This window comes from Amycolatopsis samaneae (genome assembly GCF_039541975.1).
Taxonomy (GTDB): Bacteria; Actinomycetota; Actinomycetes; order Mycobacteriales; family Pseudonocardiaceae; genus Amycolatopsis; species Amycolatopsis samaneae.
The window spans coordinates 128,626-149,154 of the sequence record NZ_BAABHG010000022.1 but is presented as its reverse complement, the minus strand read 5'-3'; the positions used below and the strand labels follow the sequence as shown (position 1 = coordinate 149,154).

Genomic DNA, 20,529 nt, shown 5'->3' with positions numbered 1-20,529 from the left:
GACATCCGCGACTGGATCACGACCTGGAACGAGAATCCCGCACCATTCGTGTGGACCAAAGACGCCGACGAGATCCTCGACCGCCTCACCTCATATCTTGACCGGATTCCTGGCGCAGGACACTAGCTGGACGTTGCGGTAGAGCCGAGCAAGCTTCTCCACGCTCGCGCGGTCGAGTGCGGTGGGCTCTGCCATGTTCGCTAGCTCCGCCTCGGCGGCTGCCTTGTCGGCTTGTGCCAGGTTGAGGCTGTCGACCAGTGCCACCGGTTCGGCGCCCGCCTCGATCGCGGCTTGCAATCGGTGAAGCCTGGTCTCGGCTGCTGTCAGCCGCTCGCGTACCTTGTCACGCTGGCCGCTGGGACGGCCGATCTGTTGATGCCTGGTGTTCCCCGCGCTGTTAACGCGCCACGGTGGTCGAGCTGATGCGCCGGCATGCGTGTCCGGGGCGGTTTCCGGTGCCGGGGGAGGGTGCTGGAGGGACGGGCGCTCACGGCCACAGCAGCCCGAGGCCTTTCCAGATCGCCCAGCAGATCAGCGCGAACCAGGCCACGATCCACACCGGCGCGGGCACGTGGGTCTTCGTGGCCAGTTGCTCCGCGTCGTCGGCCAGGGCCCCGTTGGTACCGCGGAGGCGGGAGACGGTGATGGTGGCCAGCCCGGCGATCTCGCTGGTCAGCAGCAACCACGCCACGACGTAGCCGAGCCAGGTCTGCAGCCACGGTGGCCCCCAGTACGCCGCGGCGAACCCGGCGGCGCCGATGCCCGCGACCGCGGCGAGGGTGACCACGTCCCGGGTGACGATCAGGATCAGCGCCATGGCCACCACGGTGATCGTCAGCAAGGTGCCTGCCCGGCCCCGGCTCAGCAGCGACGCCGCTCCCAGCCCGGCCAGCGGTGGCGCGGCGTAGCCCGCCGCGACGGTGACGACGTCGGAGAGCCAGGTTCGGTACCAGCTGTACGTCCATCCGGACTCCGCGCCGGTGATCCGGATCTGCAGCACCCCGCCGCCGGTGACGCACGCCGCGGCCGCGTGCCCGGCTTCGTGCAGCACGGTCCCCAGCACGTTCAGGTTGACCAGCACGCCGCGTGAACCGGTCATGAGCCGGACGAACGAGGACACGCTCACCCCGGCCGCGAACACGCCGGTCACCACGACCACGAGCCACGCCGGGACCGGCTCCACCGCTGCGGTCACCGGCGCGATTCCTCCCGCCTCCATGATCCGAACCAACCACAACCCGCGTGACGGGCATAGCCGCTACCGGCGTGAACGCGATTTGTACCGAGAAACGCGATCTTTCCGGGGGATCGCGTCGGTGGGGAGATTCGAGATGATGAGCCCGGACGCGCTGGTGACCATCCACCGCGGCCTTCGCCCGCATCGCGGGTGATACACCGGAACGGTAGAACGGGTGCCGGGCTTCGCTTCGCCGACCGCGCAAGACGTTTCGCGTCGTCCGAACCCGTCTTACGTCCGCCGGTCTTCTTCGGGTGCTTGTGGTCGATGGTTCTCGGCGGCGTCGAGCGCGGGTCGCAGCGGCGCGAGCGCGGACCGGAGCAGGTCGGGCAGCGACCCGGACGGCACGACGAGCCCGCTCGCCGGGGAGGACGCCCCGACCGGTCGGGCCCATCGTTCGAGCGCGACGTGCACCGCGGCGGCCACGCTCGCCGCGAGTACGTGAGCGGTGTGGTCGTCGGCGGCGCCGAGCCGGTCCGCGATGGCCGCGGTGAGTGGAGGGGTGATCGCTGCGGCGGAGTCGACGAACGCTTCGCGCAGCGCGGGGCGCGTGGTGATCAGCAGCAGCGCGTCGCGCGCGTCTTCGTCCGGGTCGGTGTACTGCGTGACGACCGCCTCGACGACGGCGTCGGCGAGACCCGTCCCGACGGGGTGGGCGCCCACCGCCGCGGCGATCCGCGACTCCCGTTCGGCGGTGACGGCGGCGACGATCGCCTGTTCGCGGCTGGAGAAGTAGTTGTTGTAGGTCCGCGGGGAAACCCCGGCGGCCTCGGCGATGTCGTCGACGCGCACGTTGTCCGGCCCGCGTTCCAGCGCCAGCCGCAGTGCCGCCTCGCGTAACGCCTGGCGGGTCGCCTGTTTCTTCCGTTCGCGCAGTCCGGCCGGTTCCGTCGTCACCTGTTCAGTATCCCCGAGAACTTGCGTGCACGCAAACTTGCGTGCACGCAAGTTTTGCTCGTATGCTGGCTCGCGTTCCCGACGGAAAGGACCAGACCATGCGTGCCAGAGGCATGACCTACGACACCGGCTTCCTGCGTGGCGGCGACAGTTCGCGCGAGAGCCTCGACCCCGCGGTGGTCAGGCGCGAGCTGACCATCATCCGCGACGACCTGCACTGCGACGCCGTCCAGATCGTCGGCGGCGATCCGGAACGGCTCGAACTCGCCGCGACCTGCGCCGCCGAACTCGGGCTGGAGGTCTGGTTCTCGCCCTATCCACTGGAACTGACGCCCGACGAGATCCTGGCGCTGTTCGCCGACTGCGCCCGGCGGGCCGAACGGCTTCGCGAGACGGGAGCCGAGGTCGTGTTCGTCACCGGCGTCGAGCTGACGCTCATGAACCACGGGTTCCTGCCCGGCGCCAGTCTCGAAGAGCGGCTCGGGCGCCTGCTCGGCGAACCCGACCGCCTGCCCGAGCGGTTCGCCGAAGTCAGCGCTCGTCTCGGCGACTTCCTCGGCGGAGCCGTGGCGGTCGTCCGCGAACACTTCCACGGCCGGGTCACCTACGCGGCCATTCCGTTCGAGCGCGTCGACTGGGGGCTTTTCGACATCGTCTCCGTCGAACTGATCCGGTCGGCCGACGTGGCCGACCGGTACCAGGAGGGGGTGCGAACCCTTGTCGCGCAAGGAAAACCGGTCGCGATCACCGGCTTCGGCGCGTCCACCTTCCGTGGTGCGGCCGACCGGGGCGCCCGTGGCATGGAGATCGTCGAGACCGACGAAAGCACGGGCGCCCCGGTTCGCCTGAACGGAGACTACGTCCGTGACGAGGCCGGTCAGGCCACCTACCTGCGTGAGGTGCTGGAGATCTTCGACGCCGAGGGTGTCGACAGCGCTTTCGTGTTCCTCTTCGCGCTCGAGACCCATCCCCACCGGCCCGACGGCGATCCCCGTGACGACCTCGACCTGGCCAGCCCCGGCATCGTGAAGGTCTTCGAGGACCGCTACGGCCGGACCTACCCGGACATGCGCTGGGAGCCCAAGGCCGCGTTCGCCGCCGTCGCCGACCACTACCGCCGCTGACTCAGGCGGCGAGGTCGAGCCATTCCCCGACGGGCAGTGGGTTCGGTGGTCAGCCGGTGCCGGGTCGGTTCGCGCTCGGCGGGCAGCGTGGTCACGTTGTCGCCGGGCCGGGTGCGGGGCGGAGCACCGGCGCTCCCGGCGTCAGCACGCCCGCGAGCGGGCCGCGTCGGTGTGGTCGCGGTGCAGGTGGGTGAGCAGCGCGGCGGTGACCAGCCCGCTCGGCGCCGTCAGCCCCTCGCCGGCCTTCCCGCCGCGCGATCGAACGAGCCCTGAACCAGCCCTGAGTCAGCTCCCCGGGCCGAGACCCTCGACGCGCGTCGCGAGCTTGTCGAGGAAACGCAGTGTCTCCGCTTCCGGTAGCGGGGGAAGGGTGAAGGTCACCCGGTCCACCCCCGCCTCGGCGTATTCCGGGGCGGCCCCGCAGAGCGTGGTGCGGACGTCGGCGCGGCCCTGCTCGGCGAGCCAGGACGCCACGCGGCGCAGCTCGGCCACCGGGGTCTTCGCGCGCGGCAGCCATTCGTCGCCGTGGCGGGCCAGCCGGGCGAGCGCCGCCGGGCTCTCCCCGCCGACGGCGATCGGCGGATGAGGGCGCTGGAGCGGTTTCGGCCAGGAGAAGACGGGGTCGAAGTCGACGTGCTCGCCGTGGAACTCGGCCTCGTCGCCGGTCCAGATCGCCTTGAGCGCGGCGATCTTCTCGTTGAGCAGCGCGCCGCGGCGGCCCGGGTCGACGCCGTGGTTGCGCATCTCCTCGCGGTTCCACCCGGCCCCGACGCCGAACAGGACCCGGCCGCCGGAAAGCACGTCGAGCGTCGCGACCTCCTTGGCGGTCTGGAAGACGTCGCGCTGGGCGAGCAGCGCGACGGCCGTGCCGAGGGTGAGCGCGGTCGTCGTGGTGGACGCGATGGCGAGCGCGACGAACGGATCGTGGGTGCGGTAGTACTCGCGGGGCAGCTCGCCACCGCCCGACCACGGCGTTTCCCGCTGCACCGGGATGTGCGAGTGCTCCGTGACCAGCAGTGCCTCGAAACCACGTTCTTCGAGGGCCCGTCCCAGCACGTCCGGGCGGATGCTCTCGTCCGTCACGAAGGTGTTGACGCCGAACTTCATGCGTTCTCCTGCGGGTAGCGGATCGCGGGCCGTGTCCGTTCGATCAGCGCGCCCACCGCGAGAACCACCGGGTCCCGGTGCCGGGGCCCGACGATCTGGACGCCGACCGGCAGCCCGCGCGAGGTGCGGCCGACCGGGACGCTGAGCGCGGGCTGCCGCGACATGTTGAACGGGTAGGTGAACGGTGTCCATTGTGGCCAGTCGGTCAGCCCGCTGCCCGGGGGCACGTCGTGGCCCGCCGTGAAAGGCTCGATCGGCACGGTGGGCGTGACGAGGACGTCGAACCGTGTGTGGAATTCGCCCATGGCGACGGCGAGCGCCGCGAGTTCGCCCTGGGCGTCGAGATAGTCGGCCGCCGAGTACCGGGCACCGCGTTCGGCCAGGGCTCGCAGGCCCGGGTCGAGCGCGGCCTCGCCGCCGTAGCGCCGGACGACGTGTGCGACGCCGACGGACCACAGCACGTCGAATGCCGTTGCGGGGTCGGAGAAACCGGGGTCGGCCTCCTCGACGCGCAGGCCCAGCCCGGCGACCGTCTCCGCGACGAGGGCGGCGATCTCCGGGTGCACGTCCGCGCGGCCGAGTGCCGGGGAGAACGCGACGCGTACCTCGGCGGGGTCGACCGCCTCGCCGATCGACGGCGTCCATGAGGGATCCCGGTGGTCCGGAGCGGCGAGGATGTCCGTCAGCGCGGCGACGTCGCCCACCGAGCGGGCCATCGGCCCGGCGTGCGCCAGGGTGCCCAGGACGCTGGGCGGGTACATCGGGACGCGGCCGTGGGTCGGTTTGAAGCCCACGACCCCGCAGAACGCGGCCGGGATGCGGACCGAACCGGCCGCGTCGGTGGCCACCGACACCGCGCCCATGCCGGTCCGGACCGCCACGCCGCTGCCGCCGCTCGACCCGCCCGCGGTGAGCGTGGGATCCCAGGGGTTGCGGGTGACGCCGTCGATGAGGTTGTCCGTGACGCCCTTCCAGCCGAGTTCGGAGGTTGTCGTCTTCCCGAGCAGCACGAGGCCGTGCGCGCGCAGCGCGGCCGCCGCGGGGCTGTCGGTGTCCCATGGCTGGTTCGGATCGGTGCGCCGGGACCCGCGCAGTGTCGGCATGCCCCGCGTCAGGAACAGGTCCTTGATCGAGGCGGGAACGCCGTCGAGCGGCCCCAGCGCGCGTCCTTCGCGCCAGCGCTGTTCGGACGCCGTCGCCTGCTCGATCGCGCCTTCGCGATCGACATGAGCGAAGGCGTGAAGGTCGTGGTAGGTGTCGACAGCCTGCAACGCCGCCCAGGTCGCTTCCACCGGCGAGAGGTCGCCGGACGCGTAGGCGGCGCCGAGCTGTCCGGCCGTCCACTGGGCGAGGTCGGACGTGCTCATTCCCGCTCCCGGTTCGTGCCGAGGACGGGCGGGGTGGGGCGCGAAAGCGGCTCGACGACGCGGCCGTACAGCTCGGGCCTGCGGTCGCGGAAGAGCGTCAGGTAACGGCGCTGCGCCCGGAGATCGGCGCCGCGCAGCACGGCGCGGACCGCGTCCTCCCGGTCGTCGTCCGAGCGGGCCAGCACGTCGCCGCTGGGCCCCGCGATGGCGCTGCGCCCGTAGAAACGCTGGTCCCCGTCCGCGCCGGTCCTGTTGCAGCCGAGGAAGAACACGGCGTTCTCCATGGCCCTGGTCGCGCAGCGCGAAACGATGCTGTCGGAGGGGACCTTGCCCGGCTGCACGGCCGAGGCCCACAGCGAGACGACGATCTCGGCGCCCGCGAGGGTCTGCACACGGGCCATCTCGGGAAAGCGGACGTCGTAGCAGACGTTGAGCGCGAGGGTGCCGAGCGCGGTGGGGAACACCGCGATCTCGTCGCCGGGGACGTAGTACTCCTTCTCGTCGCGGCACGGGTGCACCTTGTGCTGCACACCGAGCACCTCGCCCGAGGGGCTGATCAGCACGGCGCTGTTGTACAACACCTCGGGTACGTACGGATGCCGTTGCGACATCCCGGCCACGACGTACGCGCCGCCGCGACGGGCCGCCTCGCCCAGCACCGCCGTGGCCGGGCCCGGCACGGGCTCCGACGCCGCGTAAAGACGTTCGGCGTAGGCGTCGTCGCGCGCCGAGCGGACGTAGCCGGTGGTGCTCAGCTCGGGAAAGACGACCAGTTCGGCGCCGTGTTCCCCGGCCTCGTGCTCGACGAACCCCGCCATCCGTTCGGCGTTGCCCCGGCAGTCCAACGGCGTCGAGGCGAACTGGACCAGCGAAACGCGCACCTCGTCCTTCACCGGTCATTCTCCGGGTGCACGTCCCGCGCGAAGCGCGGATTGCCCGCCAGCAGCCCGCCGTCCACGGGCAACAGGCTGCCGGTGATGAACGACGCCTCGTCCGAGGCCAGGAACAGCGCCGCGGACGCGATTTCGCCGGGCACGCCGACCCGGCCGAGCGGATGCCAGCTCGCGATGCGGTCGAGGAGATCCGGGACGATCTGCTGCCGTTCCCGCCAGACGTCGGTGCGGAACGTACCGGGCACGAGCGCGTTCGCCCGGATCCCGAAGGGAGCGAACTCGACCGCCAGAGTGCGGGTCAGCGCCTCCACTCCCGCCTTCGCCGCGCTGTAGGCGGCGGCGCCGACGTGGGTGTGCGCGTTCACCGACGAAACGCTGATGATCACCCCGCGCCGTTGCTCGATCATCGTGGGCAGAACCTGCTGGGAACAGCGGAAAGCGCCGGTCAGCACGACGTCGAGGTCGCGGTTCCAGTCCTCGACGCGGGTGTCGAGAATGGATGCCGGATTGGACGTGAAGGCGTTGTTGACCAGGACGTCGATGCGGCCGTAGGTCGTTCTGGCCGCTTCGGCCATCGCGCGGACGTCCTCGTCGGTCCGGACGTCGGTCCGGACGGCTTTCGCTCGTCCGCCTTGCTCTTGTACCTCGGCGGCGGCCTGCTCGGCGGCTGCCTCGTCGCGGTCGGCCACCACCACGGCGGCGCCCTCGGCGGCGAACCGGCGGACCAGGGCGCGGCCGAGGCCGGAGCCACCGCCGCCGGTCACGATCACCACACGGTCTGCGAAACGCATTTCACCCACCCATCACGCGGTTGCCGGGGGACTCAGTCGAGCAAGGTCATGCGGTCGGGGGAGTACCGCTCACCGACGATCCGGTCGGCGGGCACCGCCTGTTCGATCGCCGCCACGTCGGCGTCGGACAGCGTGATGGCGACGGCCGCGACGTTCTCCTCCAGCCTGCTCCGCTTCTTCGTGCCGGGGATCGGCACCACGTCGTCGCCGTGGCTGTGCACCCACGCCAGCGCGAGCTGGCCGGCCGTGACGCCCCGCGTTCGCGCGAGCTCTTCGAGGGCCCGCACGAACTCCAGGTTGCGTTCCAGGTTCCCGGGGGCGAACCGCGGCTGTGACGTGCGCCGGAAGTCCCCTTCCTCGAAGTCGTCGGCCGAGCGGTAGCGGCCGGTGAGCACGCCCCGGCCCAGCGGCGAATACGGCATGATCCCGATGCCCAGCTCGCGGCAGACCGGCACGACGCCGTCCTCGATCGTGCGCGACCACAGCGACCATTCGGACTGCACCGAGGTGATCGGGTGCACCGCGTGTGCCCGGCGGATCGTCTCCGGCGACGCCTCCGACAGTCCTATATGGACTATCTTCCCGGCCTGGACCAGGTCGGCCAGCGCGCCGGCCGTCTCCTCGATGGCGACGGCGGGGTCGACCCGGTGTTGCTGGTAGAGGTCGATGTGGTCCACGCCGAGGCGGCGCAGGGACGCGTCGCACGCCTGCCGGACATACGCCGCGTCCCCGCGCACCGAACGCGCCATCGAATCGTCTTCCGCGCGGACGACGCCGAATTTCGTGGCCAGGACGACGTTTTCGCGTCGACCGGCGATCGCCCGCCCGACCAGCTCCTCGTTGGCGCCGTAGCCGTACATGTCGGAGGTGTCCAGGAGCGTCACGCCGAGTTCGAGCGCGCGGTGCACGGTCGCGATCGACTCGGTCTCGTCGCCCGCGCCGTAGAAGTCGCTCATTCCCATGCAGCCGAGCCCCTGGGCGCCCACGTCGAGCGTGCCGAGGTGCCGGGTTGGCATCGCCATGCGGTGTTCTCCTTTCGTGGTGGGTCAGGCCGGATCGTCCGCGACGGCGGGTTCGGCCGCCACCGCGGGCTCGTCGATGTCCTTGAGGTGTGTCTCCGGCATGAACAGCACCGCCCCGAAGGTGATCGCGCAGACGAGGGCCATGTAGGCGGCCACGGAGACCGAGGACCCGGTCGCCGCGTACAGCGACGTGGCGATGAGCGGGGCGCACGCGCCGCCGATGACGGCGCCCAGCTGCACACCCAGCGAGACGCCGGAGTACCGGAGCCCGGTGGAAAACGCCTCGGCGAAGAAGGCGCCCTGCGGGCCGTACATCGTGGTGTGCAGCAGGCCGAGGCCGACGACGAACGCCACCAGGATCAGGAACGTCGACTTCGTGTTCAGCAGCGGCCAGAAGGCGAACGAGAAGACGCAGAGCAGCCCCGAACCCGCCAGCAGCATCGCGCGCCTGCCGACCCGGTCCGAGACCGCGCCGGCGACCGGGAGCAGCACCAGCTGCACGCCCGCCGCGACGAGCACGGCGAGCAGCACGGTGTCCTTCGACAGGCCCAGGATCGCGGGGCTCGTGCTGTAGGAGACCGCGAACGTCATGAACAGGTAGTAGGTCACGTTGATGCCGATGTAGGCCGCGGCGACCAGCGCGATCTGCTTGTAGTGGACGCGGAAGGCCCGCAGCACGGGGGAGCGGTCCGTGACCGGCTTCTTCGCCTGGAGCCGCCGGAACGCGTCGGTGTCCTCCAGCCGCAGTTGCAGGTGGATCGCCACCCAGATCAGTACCGCGCTGGCGAGGAAGGGAACGCGCCAGCCCCACGTCTCGAAGGCCCCGGGCGAGGTGAACCGGATGGCCGCGATGAAGGCGAGGTTGCCGAGGATGATGCCGCCGGGTCCGCCCGCCTGGGCGAAGCTGGAGAAGAAGCCGCGGCGTCGCGGCGGGGCGTTCTCCATCGCGAGGAGCACGACCCCGCCGAGCTGCCCGCCGACCGCGATGCCCTGCAGGAAACGCAGCAGTACCAACAGGGTCGGTGCCGCGGCCCCGATCACCGCGTGCGTCGGGAGCAGGCCGATGAGGGTCGAGGCGAGCCCCATGCCGACCAGCGCGCCGATCAGGGCCGTCTTGCGGCCGTGCACGTCACCGATGTGGCCGAAGAGCATGCCGCCGAGCGGCCGGGCGACGAAGCCGACCGCGAAGGTCGCGAAGCTGAGCAGCGCGCTGGTCAGCGTGGTCTGCTCGGGGAAGAAGAGCTGCGGGAAGACCAGCGCCGCCGCCGTGCCGTAGATGAAGAAGTCGTAGTTCTCGATGCTCGAGGCCGAGAGTGCCGTCACCGCGACCTTGGCCAACCTCGCCTCGGACCGCGCCCGGGTCGGATCCTGCGCCGGCTCCATTGCCCGCTCCTTCCGTCACGTTCGGCGGCCGCTTGGGCAAAACCTCGCTGCTTCGTCCCCATGCCGTTTCGTTCAATGAAACGCATAAACCACTACGTGACATGCACTGTTTACCCCGCCCGGTGACCCCGGTCAAGAGGGGAGAGCGGCGGGACGTGGCGTGGTCTTGCTGCGGGGCGGACGCCGGTGTGCGTCCCGAACGGAGCCGTTCGGGACGTGGTCTTCGGCTGGTATCGGTGCCACGCCGCGAAACGACGCGTACGGGACACCGAATGATGCTGGCGCCGGGAAAGCCACGCCCCACCCAGGTCCGTGAATGCCACATTGAAGGACTCTGAGTCCCTCGATGTGGCATTCACGGACCGTGAAAAGAGGTCAGCGGAAGGCGGTCACGGCTCGCTGGGGCACCGCGTCGCGGTCGCCTCCTCGAAGGCCGTCACGATCTCCGTCATCGACGCGCCGGGCCCGAAGTGCCGGTGGACTCCCGCGGTCATCATGCGGTCGATTTCGGCGGGCTCGTCGATGCCGCCGGCGAGCACGGGGACGTCCGAGCCCGCCCGGCGCAGTCCCTCGACGGTGAGCGTGGCGAAGTGGCCGAGGCCGCCGCTGAGGCAGCTGAGCCCGACGGCGTCGGCGTCCTCCTGGACCGCGACCTGCACGATCGTCGCCGTGGCGACACGTTTGCCCAGGTACACGACCTCGAACCCGGCGTCGGCGAGGAGCTTGCCGATCAGCCGGACGCCGACGTCGTGGCCGTCGAGCCCGAGTTTGGCCAGTACGACACGTTTCATCCGGCGAATCCCTCCCGGGTGGCGCCGACGATCTCGGCGGAGGTGGCGCCTGCCCGCAGTGCCTCGATGCTAGGCCGGACGAGGTTCTCGGTGCCCGAGGCCGCGGTCTCGACCGCTTTGAGGGCGCGGTCGACGAGCGCGGCGTCACGACGGTTCTTGTGTTCGGTGATCCGCGCGACGGCGTCCCGCTCCACCTCGGCGAAGTCGATCTCGCCCGCGCTCCGGCCCGCGAACCAGGCGGCGCGGGCCTTCGCGTCGAACACGCCGTGGCCGACCATGAGCCGTGCTCCGGTGCGCAGCTGCTCCTGGCGGGCACCGCGGTTTTCGTCGATACGGCGGGCGATGTAGCCGTTCTCGATGGCTTCGAGCGGTCCGCCCGCCTCGGTGAGCCGGTCGAGTTCGAGCCGGATCTCGTTCATCACGTGCTCGTCGACGGCACGCAGCTTGGCGCTGCCCGCGAGCGGGTCGATCGTCGCCGACGCGCCGTGCTCGTACGCGACGACCTGCATCGTGCGCACCGCGAGCGCGGCGGCGTCGGCGGACGGGATACGCAGCGCCTCGTCGTACCCGGTGGCACAGAGGTAGTCGACGCCGCCGAGCATGGAGCCGAGTACGCTCAGCGTCACGCGCGGGATGTTGACCAGCGGTTCCTCGGCCGACTCCAGGCCGTGCGCGTAGCCCATCAGCTTCGCGACGGGCTGTTCGGCGACCGGGATGCCGTAGCGGTCGCGCAGGATCTCGCTCAGGAGAATTCGCGCCGTGCGGAACACCGACGCCTCCACGAACAGATCGCTGCGCTCGTTCAGGAAGAACATCAGCTTCCCGGCGACGTCGGCGGGCGCGTAGCCACGGGCCACCAGCTCGTCGAGGTAAGCGACAGCGTTGCCGAACGCGAAGGCCACGGCCAGCAGCGGACCCGCGCCCGCGACGTCGTAGTGGTTGGAGCAGACGGTGAGCGCCGCGCCGGGCATGTCCTCGTCGATCGCGAACGCGACGCAGTCGGCGGCGATCCGCAGCGCCTGCGCGGGGGTGTGGATCTCGGTGCCGCGGGCGGTGAACTCCTTGAGCGGGTCGTTCTGCATCACGAGCTTGACGTGCCGCGCGTCGCGATCGGACAGGACACTGTGGACCATTCCGAGCGCGACGTGCCCGAGCGAGTTCTGCAGCATCCCGACGCTGTCGGCGGTGGTGAGGTCGAGCCGGGAGCAGATCGTGGCGAAGTCGTCGAGCGTCGCGCACGACACCCCGGCCCGGCCGACCTGGGCGTGCGCCAGCTCGTGGTCGGGGTCGAAGCCGAGCTGCGAGGGCAGGTCGGCGGCCAGCAGGAAGGACTCCGCGCCGACGTCCTGCAACACGGCGAGCCGCTCCGCGGTCATCGCGGGCGGGCCGAGGCCGGAGTAGACCATGAAGCGCGGCCGGAACGGGCCGGGCTCGGCGAGCCTGCTGTCACTCCATGCCTTCAGCGCGGGCTCGGCGGTGGTCGGTTCGTAGCGCGCGCGAACCGGGACCCCGCCGTCGTTCGCCGTGGTGATGTCGTCGCGTTCGTACCGCACCGGACCTCCGTCTCGTGCTGCCTGCCGACGCCGGTCAGTCCACTTCGGACACTCCGGCCACCGTCGCCGAAATCCGGGCGGCGACGTCCCGTACGTGTCGTTCGGCCTCGGCGATCTGCTCCTCGCCGAGGCGGCCTTCCGGCCCGATGACGCTCAGCGCCGCGAGCGCGACGCCGTTCGCGTCGGTGATCGGGGCGGTGACGCCGACCGCGCCCACCGCGCGTTCGCCGTGGCTGTACGCGACGCCGTCGGCGGCGATGCGCGTCAGTTCGGCGCGGAGCGTCTCCAGGTCGGTGATCGTGTTCGGCGTCGTGGCGTCGAGGGGGAGGTCCTTGAGCAGGCGCTCGCGTTCGGCCTCCGGCATGAACGCGAGCAGCGTCTTGCCCGCCGACCCGGTGTGGATGCCCTCGGAGACGCCGACGCCCGCGATGTAGCGGATCAGGTGCGGGCTGGGGAGTTCCTTGACGCAGATGCGGGAGCGTCCCGCCCGTACGTGCACCGCGACGGTCTCCGCCGTGACGTCGCGCAGCCGCTCCAGCGCGTCGGTGGCCTCGAAGATGAAGCCCGCGTTGCCGTTGGAGATCGACGACATCAGGTGGAAGCAGCCGGGGCCCAGCCCGTAGTGGCCGCTGGCCTGGTCCTGCACGACCATGCCCTTGGCGCGCAACGTGCTGAGCATCCGGTAGGTCGTCGGCTTCGACAGCGCGACGACCTCGGCCACTTCGCCGAGCGTGAGCGGGTTGTGGCCGAGGGCGTAGAGGATGTCGATCGCTCGGCTGACGGCGCGGACCGTGGGGCCGTCGGGGTTCTCTGTCATGGGCCACCTCTGCGACACGGCTGCGCGGACGTTTTGTCGGGTGAGGCCACCGTATCAACCAGTGAAACGGTCGGGCTCGAACCAGTAGCGCGGTGTCGCGCCTTCCGCGCCGACGCGCACGCGCACGGCCATCCCCGTCGCGGGCTCGGCGCCGTCGGTGGTGACCCGGCCGAACACCACCGGCCCGTCGTCGTCGAGCGCGACCTGGCCGAGCGTGTACGGCGCGGGCAGCCCGGGCCGGGGGACGTGCACGGTGGTGTGGGTGAGCAGTACGCCCGTCGCGGCGAAGGTGTGCGCGGCGGGCGCGGCCGTCCCGCAGCGGTGGCAGACTGCGCGGGCCGGAAACGAGGCCGCCCCGCACCGTCCACAGCGGCTGCCGGTGAGCGCGTTTCCGTTGTCACGCGGCCGTTTCGCGGTCACCGGAACGTTCAGCGCGGCGGTCAGTCCCATGGGGTCGTCCTTTCCAGCAGGTGCACGCACGACACGGCCGACTCGCCCTCCAGCCAGCCGCCGTTGTTGTGGGCGAGGCCGACACGCGGGCGGTGGGCCTGCCGCCCGGTGGCCTCGCCGCGCAGCTGCCAGGTCAGCTCCGCGATCTGCGCCAGCCCGGTGGCACCCACCGCGTGCCCGCGCGAGGACAGCCCGCCGCTCGGGTTGACCGGGAGGGCACCCTCGATCCGGGTGGCGCCGCTGCCGAGCAGGGCGCCCGCGTCGCCGGGGCGGCAGAAACCGAGCTGCTCGTAGGCGATGAGCTCGGCGGGGGCCATGGCGTCGTGCACCTCGGCGACGTCGACGTCTTCGGGCCCGAGGCCCGCCTCCGCGTACGCCGCCGACGCGCAGGTGTCCGTCAGCGACGGTTCGTCGCCGGTGGTCGTGTACCCGGTCGCGGCCTGCGACGCCCGGATCCGGACGGCAGGCCGCCCCGACGGCGGGACGGCTCCGCGCCGGGCCAGCACGACCGCGGCCGCGCCGTCGCAGATCGAGCTGCACATCAGCAACGTCAACGGATCGGCGATGGGCCGCGAGCCCAGCACCTCCGCCGGGCTGACGACTTCGCGGTGCTGCGCGTACGGGTTGCGCGAGCCGTTGGCGTGGCTCTTCACCGAAACGGCGACCAGGTCGTCGACGGTCAGCCTGCCCGCCGCGATCAGCCTGCGCAGCCGCATCCCGTAGACGGCGGTGAACTGCAGCCCGATCCCCGAGACCACGTCGAGGTCGCCCGCCGACTCCAGCGCCGCGAGCGTCCGGGCCCGGTCCTCGACGAACATCTTCTCGACGCCCGCGACCAGCACGACCTCCGCCGAGCCCGCGCGGATGGCGAGCACGGCCTGGCGCAGCGCGGTGGACCCGCTCGCGCACGCGTTCTCCACGTTCGTGACGGGGACGCGTTCGATGCCGATCTCCCGCATCACCGACTGGCCGCGGATCATCTCCTGGCCCTGCAACAGCCCGGCCATCGCGTTGGCGGCGTAGACGGCGTCGACGTCGTGCACGCCGATGCCCGCGTCGAGCAGCGCCGAGACGCACGCGACGCGGTTGAGGTCCTTCAGCGAGGAGCCGGTGAAGCGGCCGAAGGGGTGCATGCCCACCCCGGCGATCTCGATGTCGTCGGTGTTCATGCGGGACCTCCACCGGTCAGCCTGTCGCGCAGCGCGGCCCGGTCGACCTTCCCGTAGGACGTGCGCGGGATGGCGTCCCAGATCTCCAGCCGTCGCGGGGTGCGGATGCCGAGGCGCGGCCGGACGAACTCGATCAACTCCTGGCTCGACACCGCCCGCGCGTCCCGCACCCGGACGACGGCCGTGACGGCGTCGCCCCAGCGCGGGTCCGGCAGGCCCAGCACCACGGCCTCGCGCACCGCCGCGTGCGCGGACAGCTCGTTTTCGACCTCCCGGGGCGCGATGTTGTAGCCGCCCGAGTTGATCATTTCGTCGGCGCGCCCCTGGAGGTGGACGAAGCCGCGCTCGTCGGTGCGGGCGAGGTCCTTGGTGCGCAGCCAGCCGTCGGCGAGCACGTCGGCCGTGGCCCCGGGATCGCGGTGGTAGCCGGTCATCAGGTGCGAGCCGCGCACGTGGACCTCGCCGATTTCCCCCGGCGGCGCGACACGGCCGTCGCCGGTACGCACCTCGACGGCCACCGAGCGCCACGGCCGTCCCGCGGACTGGCGGGCCCGCGCGTCGAGGTGGTCGGCCCGGCCGAGGCAGGTGATCGTCATGGGCGCCTCGGACTGCCCGTAGTCCTGCACGAGCGTCGGGCCGAACCGGTCGAGCGCGCGTTCCAGCACCGGCAGCGCCACACTCGAAGCCCCGTAGACGATCGTCTCGAAGCCCCATTCGTCGCGTGCCGCGTCCAGCAGCGGTTCGAGCATCGCGGGCACCGCTTTGAGCGTGCGAAAGGGTTCCTCGCGGGAGCGGTGCCACACCTCGTCGGGATCGAACTTCGGCATGACGTGCACCCCCGCGCCGCTGATCAGGTACGGCAGCACGAAGTAGCCCGACGCGTGCGAGACGGCCTGGGTGAGCAGGATCCTTTCGCCTTCACGGACCGGCGCGAGCTCCAGCAGCAGGTTCAGCGCCACCTCGCGCAGCGCGCGGTGCGAGAGCACGACGCCCTTGGGACGCCCGGTCGTCCCGGAGGTGTAGGAGATCCACGCGGCGCCCTCGGGGTCGTCGTCGCGCGGCACCGGCGTCGCGGGCGCCGTCGCGACGAGCGTTTCGTACGCGTGCGCGAAGTCGGGGTCCGCCTCGAACGGCACCGCGACCAGCCCGAACTCGGCGGCCAGCGCGTGCGCGGCGGCGGCGAAACGCGGGGCGAAGAAGAGCAGGCGCAGGTCCGCGTCCTCGGCGACATAGCGGAAGTCCTCCAGATGCAGGCGGGCGTTGAGCGCGACCCGGACGCGGCGGCCGAGCGCGATCGCGCAGTCGGCTTCGACGAACTCGGTGCGGTTGTCGGACAGGATCCCGACGCTCGCCCCTTCCGGGACACCGAGCGTGTCCATGGCGTTGGCCAGCCGCTCGGCCCGGTCCAGCAGCGCCTCGAACGTGCGTGCCGTGACGCCGTCGGTCACCGCGGTCACCCGGCGGTGCGCGGCGCCCGCCCGGCGGAGCAAGTAGGCGGTGTCCAGGGTCATCCGCGCGGCCTCCTCGCCGAGATGCGTTTCATCTGACGAGAAGAACGTATTGACTGATGAAACGCAATGTCAAGAGCTCGCGCGGAACGTCCGGTGCCCGGCCGCCCGTGCCGGTCACCCCGGCACGGGCGGCGTGGTCGCGTCAGGCGACGGCGGTTCCTTCGAGTTCGACCAGCTGGCCGGGGATCGCCAGCCGGGTCACCCCGAGCATCGTGGTGGCCGGTGCCACCCCGGCGGCGCCGAGCCGCGAGGCCAGCGTGCCGTAGTGCTGGAACAGCAGGTCGACGTCGGTGGTGTAGACGGTGAGCCGGACGAGGTTCGCCAGCGACATGTCCGCCTCGCCGAGCACCGCCTCCAGGTTGTCGAGGCTCAGCGCCAGCTGGGCCGCCAGGTCACCGTCGTGCAGCGGTCTGCCGTCCGCGCTCATCGCGGTCTGCCCGGAGCAGTACAGGGTGCGGGTGTGCCCGGAGACGACCTCGCCCTGGTTGAATCCCATCGCCACCGACCACGTCACCGGGTTGACCGCGGTTCTTTCCAACGCCACAACAGCTCCATTCGACTCGTCGGGCGTCGCCCGTCGGCGACGTCGGGGGAAGCCTCCCAGCGAATCACGACATCCTGTGTCGTGTATTTCGCTAGCGTTCCGGTATGCGTGCCGACCGGCTGGTCTCCCTGGTGCTGCTGCTGCGCCAGCGCGGCAGGCTGTCCGCGGCCACGCTCGCCCGCGAACTGGAGGTGTCCACCCGGACCGTGCTGCGCGATATCGAGGCACTGTCCGCGGCCGGTGTCCCCGTCTACGCCGAACGCGGACGGCATGGCGGTTTCGCGTTGCTGCCCGGTTTCCGGACCGAACTCACCGGCCTGAACCACGACGAGGCGCTCGCGCTGCTGGTCGCCGGATCACGGCGCGGGGCACAGGTGTTCGGCCTCGGCTCGGCGCTCGCTTCGGCCATGCTGAAGGTGCTCGACGCGTTGCCCGAAAGCCACCGGGACACCGCGGCCGGCGTGGCCGAGCGATTGCTCATCGATCCGGAGATCGATCTCCTCTCGCGCCGGGTGGACGCCGAGGAGGTGCCCGACACCGTGGTGGCCGAGATCCGGCGCGCGGTGTTCGCCGGGCACCGGCTGCGCATCCGCTACGGGGCGGCGGGCCAGACCCCGAAGTGGCGCACCGTGGACCCGATCGGCCTGGTCACCGTGCGCGGTCAGGGCTACCTGCTCGCCACGCGGTCCGGCGCCGACCGTACTTACCGGCTGTCCAGGGTCCTGGCCGCCGAGGAACTCGACGAACCCGCGCAGCGGCCGGACCGGGTCGATCTGGACCGGGTCTGGCAGGAACGGAGCACGCGGTTCCGGACCGGCGGCGAACAGGTGGCCGTGCTGGTGCGGGTGGACCCGGCGCGGCGCGCGGACCTGGTGGGCACCGCGCTGGCCGTCCGTGCCGAGGAAGCCGAGGCCGACGGCCGGCTGCGGCTGGAGGTGACCTTCCAGGACGCCAGGCACGCCGAGTGGGCGGTGTGGCAACTCGGCACGAACGCGGAAGTCCTTGCCCCGCAATGGTTGCGTACCTCCCTGCGCGACCGCGCCGCCGCGATCGCCGCCCGCTATGGAGCGTCGTCCTAGCGCGGCCGGTCCCGGGCTGTCCGTTGGGAGCGTGAACGCGTCCGGCCGACGGGGCGGGCAGGGCGGGCGCCGCGTGAGAATCAGGCGTCCCGTTCACGACACCGATTCCCGGATCCAGGAGGTCCCATGCTGATCGCCATCGTCGACTTCGCCACCACCGCCGCCGACCGTCCGGCGGCCCTGAGCCATCTCGACGCCGAAGCGGTCCACGTCCGCGCCATGACCGGCAACGTGGCCTACCGGGTCTACGCATCGAGGGAGGACGACACCCGGGTCACGATCGTGCACGAGTGGGCGGACGAAGCGTCCTTCGAGGGCTATCTGGGGTCGGCCGCCTTCGCGAGTTCCGGCGAGGTGGTCCGGCCGATGATGACCGGGGCGCCGGTGAGCCGGCGCTTCCACGCGGAGCCACTGGCCACCTCCGCCTGAACGGCGGGCTTCTAGGATCGGGCCGTGCGAGACCGACGATGACCGGGAAGGCCCACAGCTTCGTCCGCACGTTCCCGGCCGGGCCCGCGCGCGAGCTCCGCGTTGACCAGCACTACCTGCTCTGCGCCTCCGCCGGTGCCCTCCGGCTGGAGGCGGAGGGTCAGGCATGGGTGCTGCCGCCGGCCAGGGCCGCGCTGATCGAGGCGGGCCGGCCGATCCGGGTGAGCATCCCGCGGCCGGTCACCACCGCGTCGGTGCTGTTCGACGCCGGGTTCGTGCCGCGCCCACCGGCGCCGCTGACCGTGTTCGACCTCAGCCCCCTGGCACGGGCCCTGCTGGCCGAGTGCGGCGCCTGGGGCGAGGACGAGCAGCCCCTCACCGCCTACGCCGAGACCCTGTTCACCGCCCTCGCCGCGGTGACCTGGCGGCTCGCCGAGCGGCCGAGCCCGGTGATGGTGCCGGTGGGGCGGTCCCCGGAACTGCGCCGGGCCCTGCGGCTGACCGAGGAACGGCTCGGCGAGGACGTCCGCTTCACGGACCTGGCGGCCCGGGTCGGGCTCGCGCCACGGTCCCTGGCACGCCGGTTCTCGGCCGAGACCGGCATGACCTGGCGGGCGATCCTGCGCCGGATGCGCCTGCTGCGCGCGATCGAGGAACTCGCCGCGGGCGACACCCCGGTCACCACCATCGCCTTCGAGGTCGGCTACACCTCCCTGTCGGCGTTCAACGCCGCCTTCCAGGAACTGACCGGCCGCACACCCACCGACTACCGCGCCAGCTTCCGGCCATGATGCTCGAACCGGTCAGCACCCGATCGGCTCGGTGGTCTTTCCGGCCGCGAGGCCGGACGCCGAATTGTCAGAAGGCGCTCCGGACGGTGCCGCCGTCGACGCGGATCGTCGCGCCGCTGAGGTATTCGGCGTGGGGTCCGCACAGGTAGGCGACCGCGCCGGCGATCTCCTCGGGCCTGCCATAACGAGCCCGGTCGTTGGGCACGAGTTCGCGGACGGAGTTGTGCTCGATCTCCTCCCAGGTCTCTCCCCAGCCGCGTTCCGGTGCCAGTGTGGTGAGGAAGTCCTGGACCGCGGGCACGAGGATCGCACCGGGCGCGACGATGTTGGAGGTCACGCGTGTGCCTGCCAGGTCGCGGGCCAGCGAGACGGCGAGGTTGTGCCGGGCGGCCAGGGTCGCGTTGTAGTGCGGGTGACCGGCGAAGGGCTGGGTGCCCAGGCCACCTCCGATGGTGATGATCCGGCCGTAGTCGCGTTCGCGCATGGCGGGCACGAGCCGCTGGATCATCCGTACACCGGAGACGACGTTGACGTTGTAGGCGTGCAGCCAGACCTCGGCGGTGGCGTCGGCCCAGCCCAGGTGTTCGTAGGCGCCGGCGTTGTTGACCAGGATGTCGACGGCGCCGCCGGCGAGCGCTTGTCCGGCGGCCTGGTCCGCTCCGGCGTCGGTGCCGAGATCACCTGTCGCGACGGTCGCTTTTCCGCCGTCTTCGATGATCGCGTCGGCGACGGCTTGGGCGCGCTGAGGACTGCGGCCGTGGATCACGACCTCGGCGCCCTCGGTGGCGAGCAGCCGCGCGGTGGCTTCGCCGAGTCCAGAGGTGGAGCCGGTGATCAGTGCCCGACGCCCGCTGAGCCGCAGATCCATGGGAGTGCCTTTCGATCGTCCGCTATGTCTACAACTGTATACTACTCTGAGTTATGTTGCCGGGTGTAGACTTACCGGCATGAGCCGCAGCACACCCCGGGCGCGCAACGCGGCCGCGACCCGGCAGGCCATCCTCGACTCGGCGATCACGGCGTTCACCCGCCACGGATACGACGGCGTCGGCCTCCGGGAGATCGCGGCCGAGGCCGGGGTGACGGCGATTCTGGTCAACCGCTACTTCGGCTCCAAGGAAGCCCTGTTCGCCGAGGTCGTCGATGTCTCTTTCGCGCAACCCACGATGGTCCCGGAGGACCCGGCCGACCTCGCGGCCCGGACCGCCCGCGCGCTCGTCACCCGCACCGCGCCGGAGGCCGACCATCTCGGCCCCTTCGAGCTGATGCTCAGGTCGGCCGCCAACCCGAGGGCGGCGGAGATCATGCGAGCCGGCATCCAGAACCACGTCGGCGCCCGGTTCACCGGCGCCCTGCGCGGCGCGCGGGCCGGGCAACGGGCCGAGTTGGGGCTGGCCCTGCTGGCGGGCACCTGGCTGATGCGCCGGATCATCGGCACCCCCGCACTCCGCGAGGCCGATCCCGAACAGCTGACGGCCCAGCTCACCGGCATCCTCGCCGCGGTGGTCGAGCCACCCGCCGGGACGGTTCCGGCGAACGACTGACCCATCGCGTTTTCGCCGTGGCCACTCCGG

General features: G+C 71.5%; 21 protein-coding genes. 5 read left to right on the top strand and 16 right to left on the bottom strand.

Annotated elements, in window-relative coordinates:
• Nucleotides 1-487 precede the first annotated feature (487 nt).
• Together ABD987_RS40565 and ABD987_RS40560 are read right to left on the bottom strand one after the other, a co-directional pair.
• Nucleotides 488-1,195, bottom strand: coding sequence for a M50 family metallopeptidase (locus ABD987_RS40565; protein ID WP_345407537.1), 708 nt, complete (start codon nt 1,193-1,195; stop codon nt 488-490).
• A 273-nt stretch (nt 1,196-1,468) separates the two neighbouring features.
• Complete coding sequence (locus tag ABD987_RS40560; RefSeq protein ID WP_345407534.1) at nt 1,469-2,134, bottom strand: TetR/AcrR family transcriptional regulator; 666 nt, start codon at nt 2,132-2,134, stop codon at nt 1,469-1,471.
• Nucleotides 2,135-2,232: 98 nt separating this feature from the next.
• Here ABD987_RS40560 and ABD987_RS40555 point away from each other — a divergent pair, with 98 nt between their 5' ends.
• Nucleotides 2,233-3,258 (top strand): glycoside hydrolase family 113 protein, encoded by a 1,026-nt coding sequence (locus tag ABD987_RS40555; protein ID WP_345407531.1) that lies wholly within the window; start codon nt 2,233-2,235, stop codon nt 3,256-3,258.
• Between the two features lie 285 nt (nt 3,259-3,543).
• Here ABD987_RS40555 and ABD987_RS40550 read toward each other — a convergent pair whose 3' ends face one another.
• The 13 genes from ABD987_RS40550 to ABD987_RS40490 form a co-directional block, all read right to left on the bottom strand.
• On the bottom strand, nt 3,544-4,365 hold the full coding sequence (locus ABD987_RS40550) for an LLM class F420-dependent oxidoreductase (RefSeq protein ID WP_345407528.1): 822 nt from the start codon (nt 4,363-4,365) through the stop codon (nt 3,544-3,546).
• Complete coding sequence (locus ABD987_RS40545; RefSeq protein ID WP_345407525.1) at nt 4,362-5,732, bottom strand: amidase; 1,371 nt, start codon at nt 5,730-5,732, stop codon at nt 4,362-4,364. Before ABD987_RS40545 ends, ABD987_RS40550 begins: the two co-directional genes overlap by 4 nt.
• Complete coding sequence (locus ABD987_RS40540) at nt 5,729-6,625, bottom strand: carbon-nitrogen hydrolase family protein (protein ID WP_345407522.1); 897 nt, start codon at nt 6,623-6,625, stop codon at nt 5,729-5,731. The genes ABD987_RS40545 and ABD987_RS40540 overlap by 4 nt, the downstream gene beginning before the upstream one ends.
• The gene (locus ABD987_RS40535) at nt 6,622-7,416 is read right to left on the bottom strand and encodes an SDR family NAD(P)-dependent oxidoreductase (protein ID WP_345407519.1); all 795 of its coding nucleotides are present in this window, start codon (nt 7,414-7,416) and stop codon (nt 6,622-6,624) included. Before ABD987_RS40535 ends, ABD987_RS40540 begins: the two co-directional genes overlap by 4 nt.
• Before the next feature lie 32 nt (nt 7,417-7,448).
• Complete coding sequence (locus ABD987_RS40530) at nt 7,449-8,432, bottom strand: aldo/keto reductase (protein WP_345407549.1); 984 nt, start codon at nt 8,430-8,432, stop codon at nt 7,449-7,451.
• 30 nt (nt 8,433-8,462) lie between these two features.
• The gene (locus ABD987_RS40525) at nt 8,463-9,821 is read right to left on the bottom strand and encodes an MFS transporter (RefSeq protein ID WP_345407516.1); all 1,359 of its coding nucleotides are present in this window, start codon (nt 9,819-9,821) and stop codon (nt 8,463-8,465) included.
• Nucleotides 9,822-10,210: 389 nt separating this feature from the next.
• Nucleotides 10,211-10,612 carry a cobalamin B12-binding domain-containing protein gene (locus tag ABD987_RS40520; protein WP_345407513.1) on the bottom strand — a complete coding sequence of 134 codons (402 nt, stop codon included), beginning with the start codon at nt 10,610-10,612 and terminating at the stop codon, nt 10,211-10,213.
• Entirely contained in the window at nt 10,609-12,165 is a 1,557-nt protein-coding gene (locus ABD987_RS40515; RefSeq protein WP_345407510.1) for a methylmalonyl-CoA mutase family protein, read from the bottom strand. The genes ABD987_RS40520 and ABD987_RS40515 overlap by 4 nt, the downstream gene beginning before the upstream one ends.
• A gap of 34 nt (nt 12,166-12,199) precedes the next feature.
• The gene (locus ABD987_RS40510; protein WP_345407507.1) at nt 12,200-12,982 is read right to left on the bottom strand and encodes an IclR family transcriptional regulator; all 783 of its coding nucleotides are present in this window, start codon (nt 12,980-12,982) and stop codon (nt 12,200-12,202) included.
• A gap of 54 nt (nt 12,983-13,036) precedes the next feature.
• Complete coding sequence (locus tag ABD987_RS40505) at nt 13,037-13,432, bottom strand: Zn-ribbon domain-containing OB-fold protein (RefSeq protein WP_345407504.1); 396 nt, start codon at nt 13,430-13,432, stop codon at nt 13,037-13,039.
• Nucleotides 13,423-14,601: a thiolase family protein gene (locus ABD987_RS40500; RefSeq protein ID WP_345407501.1), complete on the bottom strand. Its 1,179-nt coding sequence runs from the start codon at nt 14,599-14,601 to the stop codon at nt 13,423-13,425. The genes ABD987_RS40505 and ABD987_RS40500 overlap by 10 nt, the downstream gene beginning before the upstream one ends.
• Nucleotides 14,598-16,112: a class I adenylate-forming enzyme family protein gene (locus tag ABD987_RS40495; RefSeq protein WP_345407498.1), complete on the bottom strand. Its 1,515-nt coding sequence runs from the start codon at nt 16,110-16,112 to the stop codon at nt 14,598-14,600. Before ABD987_RS40495 ends, ABD987_RS40500 begins: the two co-directional genes overlap by 4 nt.
• Before the next feature lie 142 nt (nt 16,113-16,254).
• Nucleotides 16,255-16,650, bottom strand: coding sequence for a RidA family protein (locus tag ABD987_RS40490; protein ID WP_345407546.1), 396 nt, complete (start codon nt 16,648-16,650; stop codon nt 16,255-16,257).
• Between the two features lie 110 nt (nt 16,651-16,760).
• Here ABD987_RS40490 and ABD987_RS40485 point away from each other — a divergent pair, with 110 nt between their 5' ends.
• The 3 genes from ABD987_RS40485 to ABD987_RS40475 all read left to right on the top strand — a co-directional run bounded on the left by ABD987_RS40485 (nt 16,761) and on the right by ABD987_RS40475 (nt 18,955).
• Nucleotides 16,761-17,735 (top strand): helix-turn-helix transcriptional regulator, encoded by a 975-nt coding sequence (locus ABD987_RS40485; protein ID WP_345407495.1) that lies wholly within the window; start codon nt 16,761-16,763, stop codon nt 17,733-17,735.
• Nucleotides 17,736-17,861: 126 nt separating this feature from the next.
• Nucleotides 17,862-18,164: a putative quinol monooxygenase gene (locus ABD987_RS40480; RefSeq protein WP_345407492.1), complete on the top strand. Its 303-nt coding sequence runs from the start codon at nt 17,862-17,864 to the stop codon at nt 18,162-18,164.
• A gap of 38 nt (nt 18,165-18,202) precedes the next feature.
• On the top strand, nt 18,203-18,955 hold the full coding sequence (locus tag ABD987_RS40475; RefSeq protein ID WP_345407489.1) for an AraC family transcriptional regulator: 753 nt from the start codon (nt 18,203-18,205) through the stop codon (nt 18,953-18,955).
• 67 nt (nt 18,956-19,022) lie between these two features.
• Here ABD987_RS40475 and ABD987_RS40470 read toward each other — a convergent pair whose 3' ends face one another.
• A complete protein-coding gene (locus tag ABD987_RS40470; RefSeq protein ID WP_345407486.1) occupies nt 19,023-19,823 on the bottom strand; it encodes an SDR family NAD(P)-dependent oxidoreductase in 801 nt (266 codons plus the stop codon).
• Between the two features lie 79 nt (nt 19,824-19,902).
• Between ABD987_RS40470 and ABD987_RS40465 the strand changes: the two genes are divergently transcribed.
• Nucleotides 19,903-20,499: a TetR/AcrR family transcriptional regulator gene (locus ABD987_RS40465; RefSeq protein WP_345407483.1), complete on the top strand. Its 597-nt coding sequence runs from the start codon at nt 19,903-19,905 to the stop codon at nt 20,497-20,499.
• Nucleotides 20,500-20,529 lie beyond the last annotated feature (30 nt).

Excerpts from the sequence above, each read along its gene's own strand:
- ABD987_RS40545 (WP_345407525.1), bottom strand. The coding sequence starts at position 5,732 with ATGAGCACGTCCGACCTCGCCCAGTGGACGGCCGGACAGCTCGGCGCC.
- ABD987_RS40480 (WP_345407492.1), top strand. The coding sequence starts at position 17,862 with ATGCTGATCGCCATCGTCGACTTCGCCACCACCGCCGCCGACCGTCCG.
- ABD987_RS40520 (WP_345407513.1), bottom strand. The coding sequence starts at position 10,612 with ATGAAACGTGTCGTACTGGCCAAACTCGGGCTCGACGGCCACGACGTC.
- ABD987_RS40535 (WP_345407519.1), bottom strand. The coding sequence starts at position 7,416 with ATGCGTTTCGCAGACCGTGTGGTGATCGTGACCGGCGGCGGTGGCTCC.
- ABD987_RS40555 (WP_345407531.1), top strand. The coding sequence starts at position 2,233 with ATGCGTGCCAGAGGCATGACCTACGACACCGGCTTCCTGCGTGGCGGC.
- ABD987_RS40495 (WP_345407498.1), bottom strand. The coding sequence starts at position 16,112 with ATGACCCTGGACACCGCCTACTTGCTCCGCCGGGCGGGCGCCGCGCAC.
- ABD987_RS40485 (WP_345407495.1), top strand. The coding sequence starts at position 16,761 with ATGCGTGCCGACCGGCTGGTCTCCCTGGTGCTGCTGCTGCGCCAGCGC.
- ABD987_RS40505 (WP_345407504.1), bottom strand. The coding sequence starts at position 13,432 with ATGGGACTGACCGCCGCGCTGAACGTTCCGGTGACCGCGAAACGGCCG.
- ABD987_RS40500 (WP_345407501.1), bottom strand. The coding sequence starts at position 14,601 with ATGAACACCGACGACATCGAGATCGCCGGGGTGGGCATGCACCCCTTC.
- ABD987_RS40550 (WP_345407528.1), bottom strand. The coding sequence starts at position 4,365 with ATGAAGTTCGGCGTCAACACCTTCGTGACGGACGAGAGCATCCGCCCG.
- ABD987_RS40525 (WP_345407516.1), bottom strand. The coding sequence starts at position 9,821 with ATGGAGCCGGCGCAGGATCCGACCCGGGCGCGGTCCGAGGCGAGGTTG.
- ABD987_RS40470 (WP_345407486.1), bottom strand. The coding sequence starts at position 19,823 with ATGGATCTGCGGCTCAGCGGGCGTCGGGCACTGATCACCGGCTCCACC.
- ABD987_RS40465 (WP_345407483.1), top strand. The coding sequence starts at position 19,903 with ATGAGCCGCAGCACACCCCGGGCGCGCAACGCGGCCGCGACCCGGCAG.
- ABD987_RS40475 (WP_345407489.1), top strand. The coding sequence starts at position 18,203 with ATGACCGGGAAGGCCCACAGCTTCGTCCGCACGTTCCCGGCCGGGCCC.
- ABD987_RS40530 (WP_345407549.1), bottom strand. The coding sequence starts at position 8,432 with ATGCCAACCCGGCACCTCGGCACGCTCGACGTGGGCGCCCAGGGGCTC.
- ABD987_RS40510 (WP_345407507.1), bottom strand. The coding sequence starts at position 12,982 with ATGACAGAGAACCCCGACGGCCCCACGGTCCGCGCCGTCAGCCGAGCG.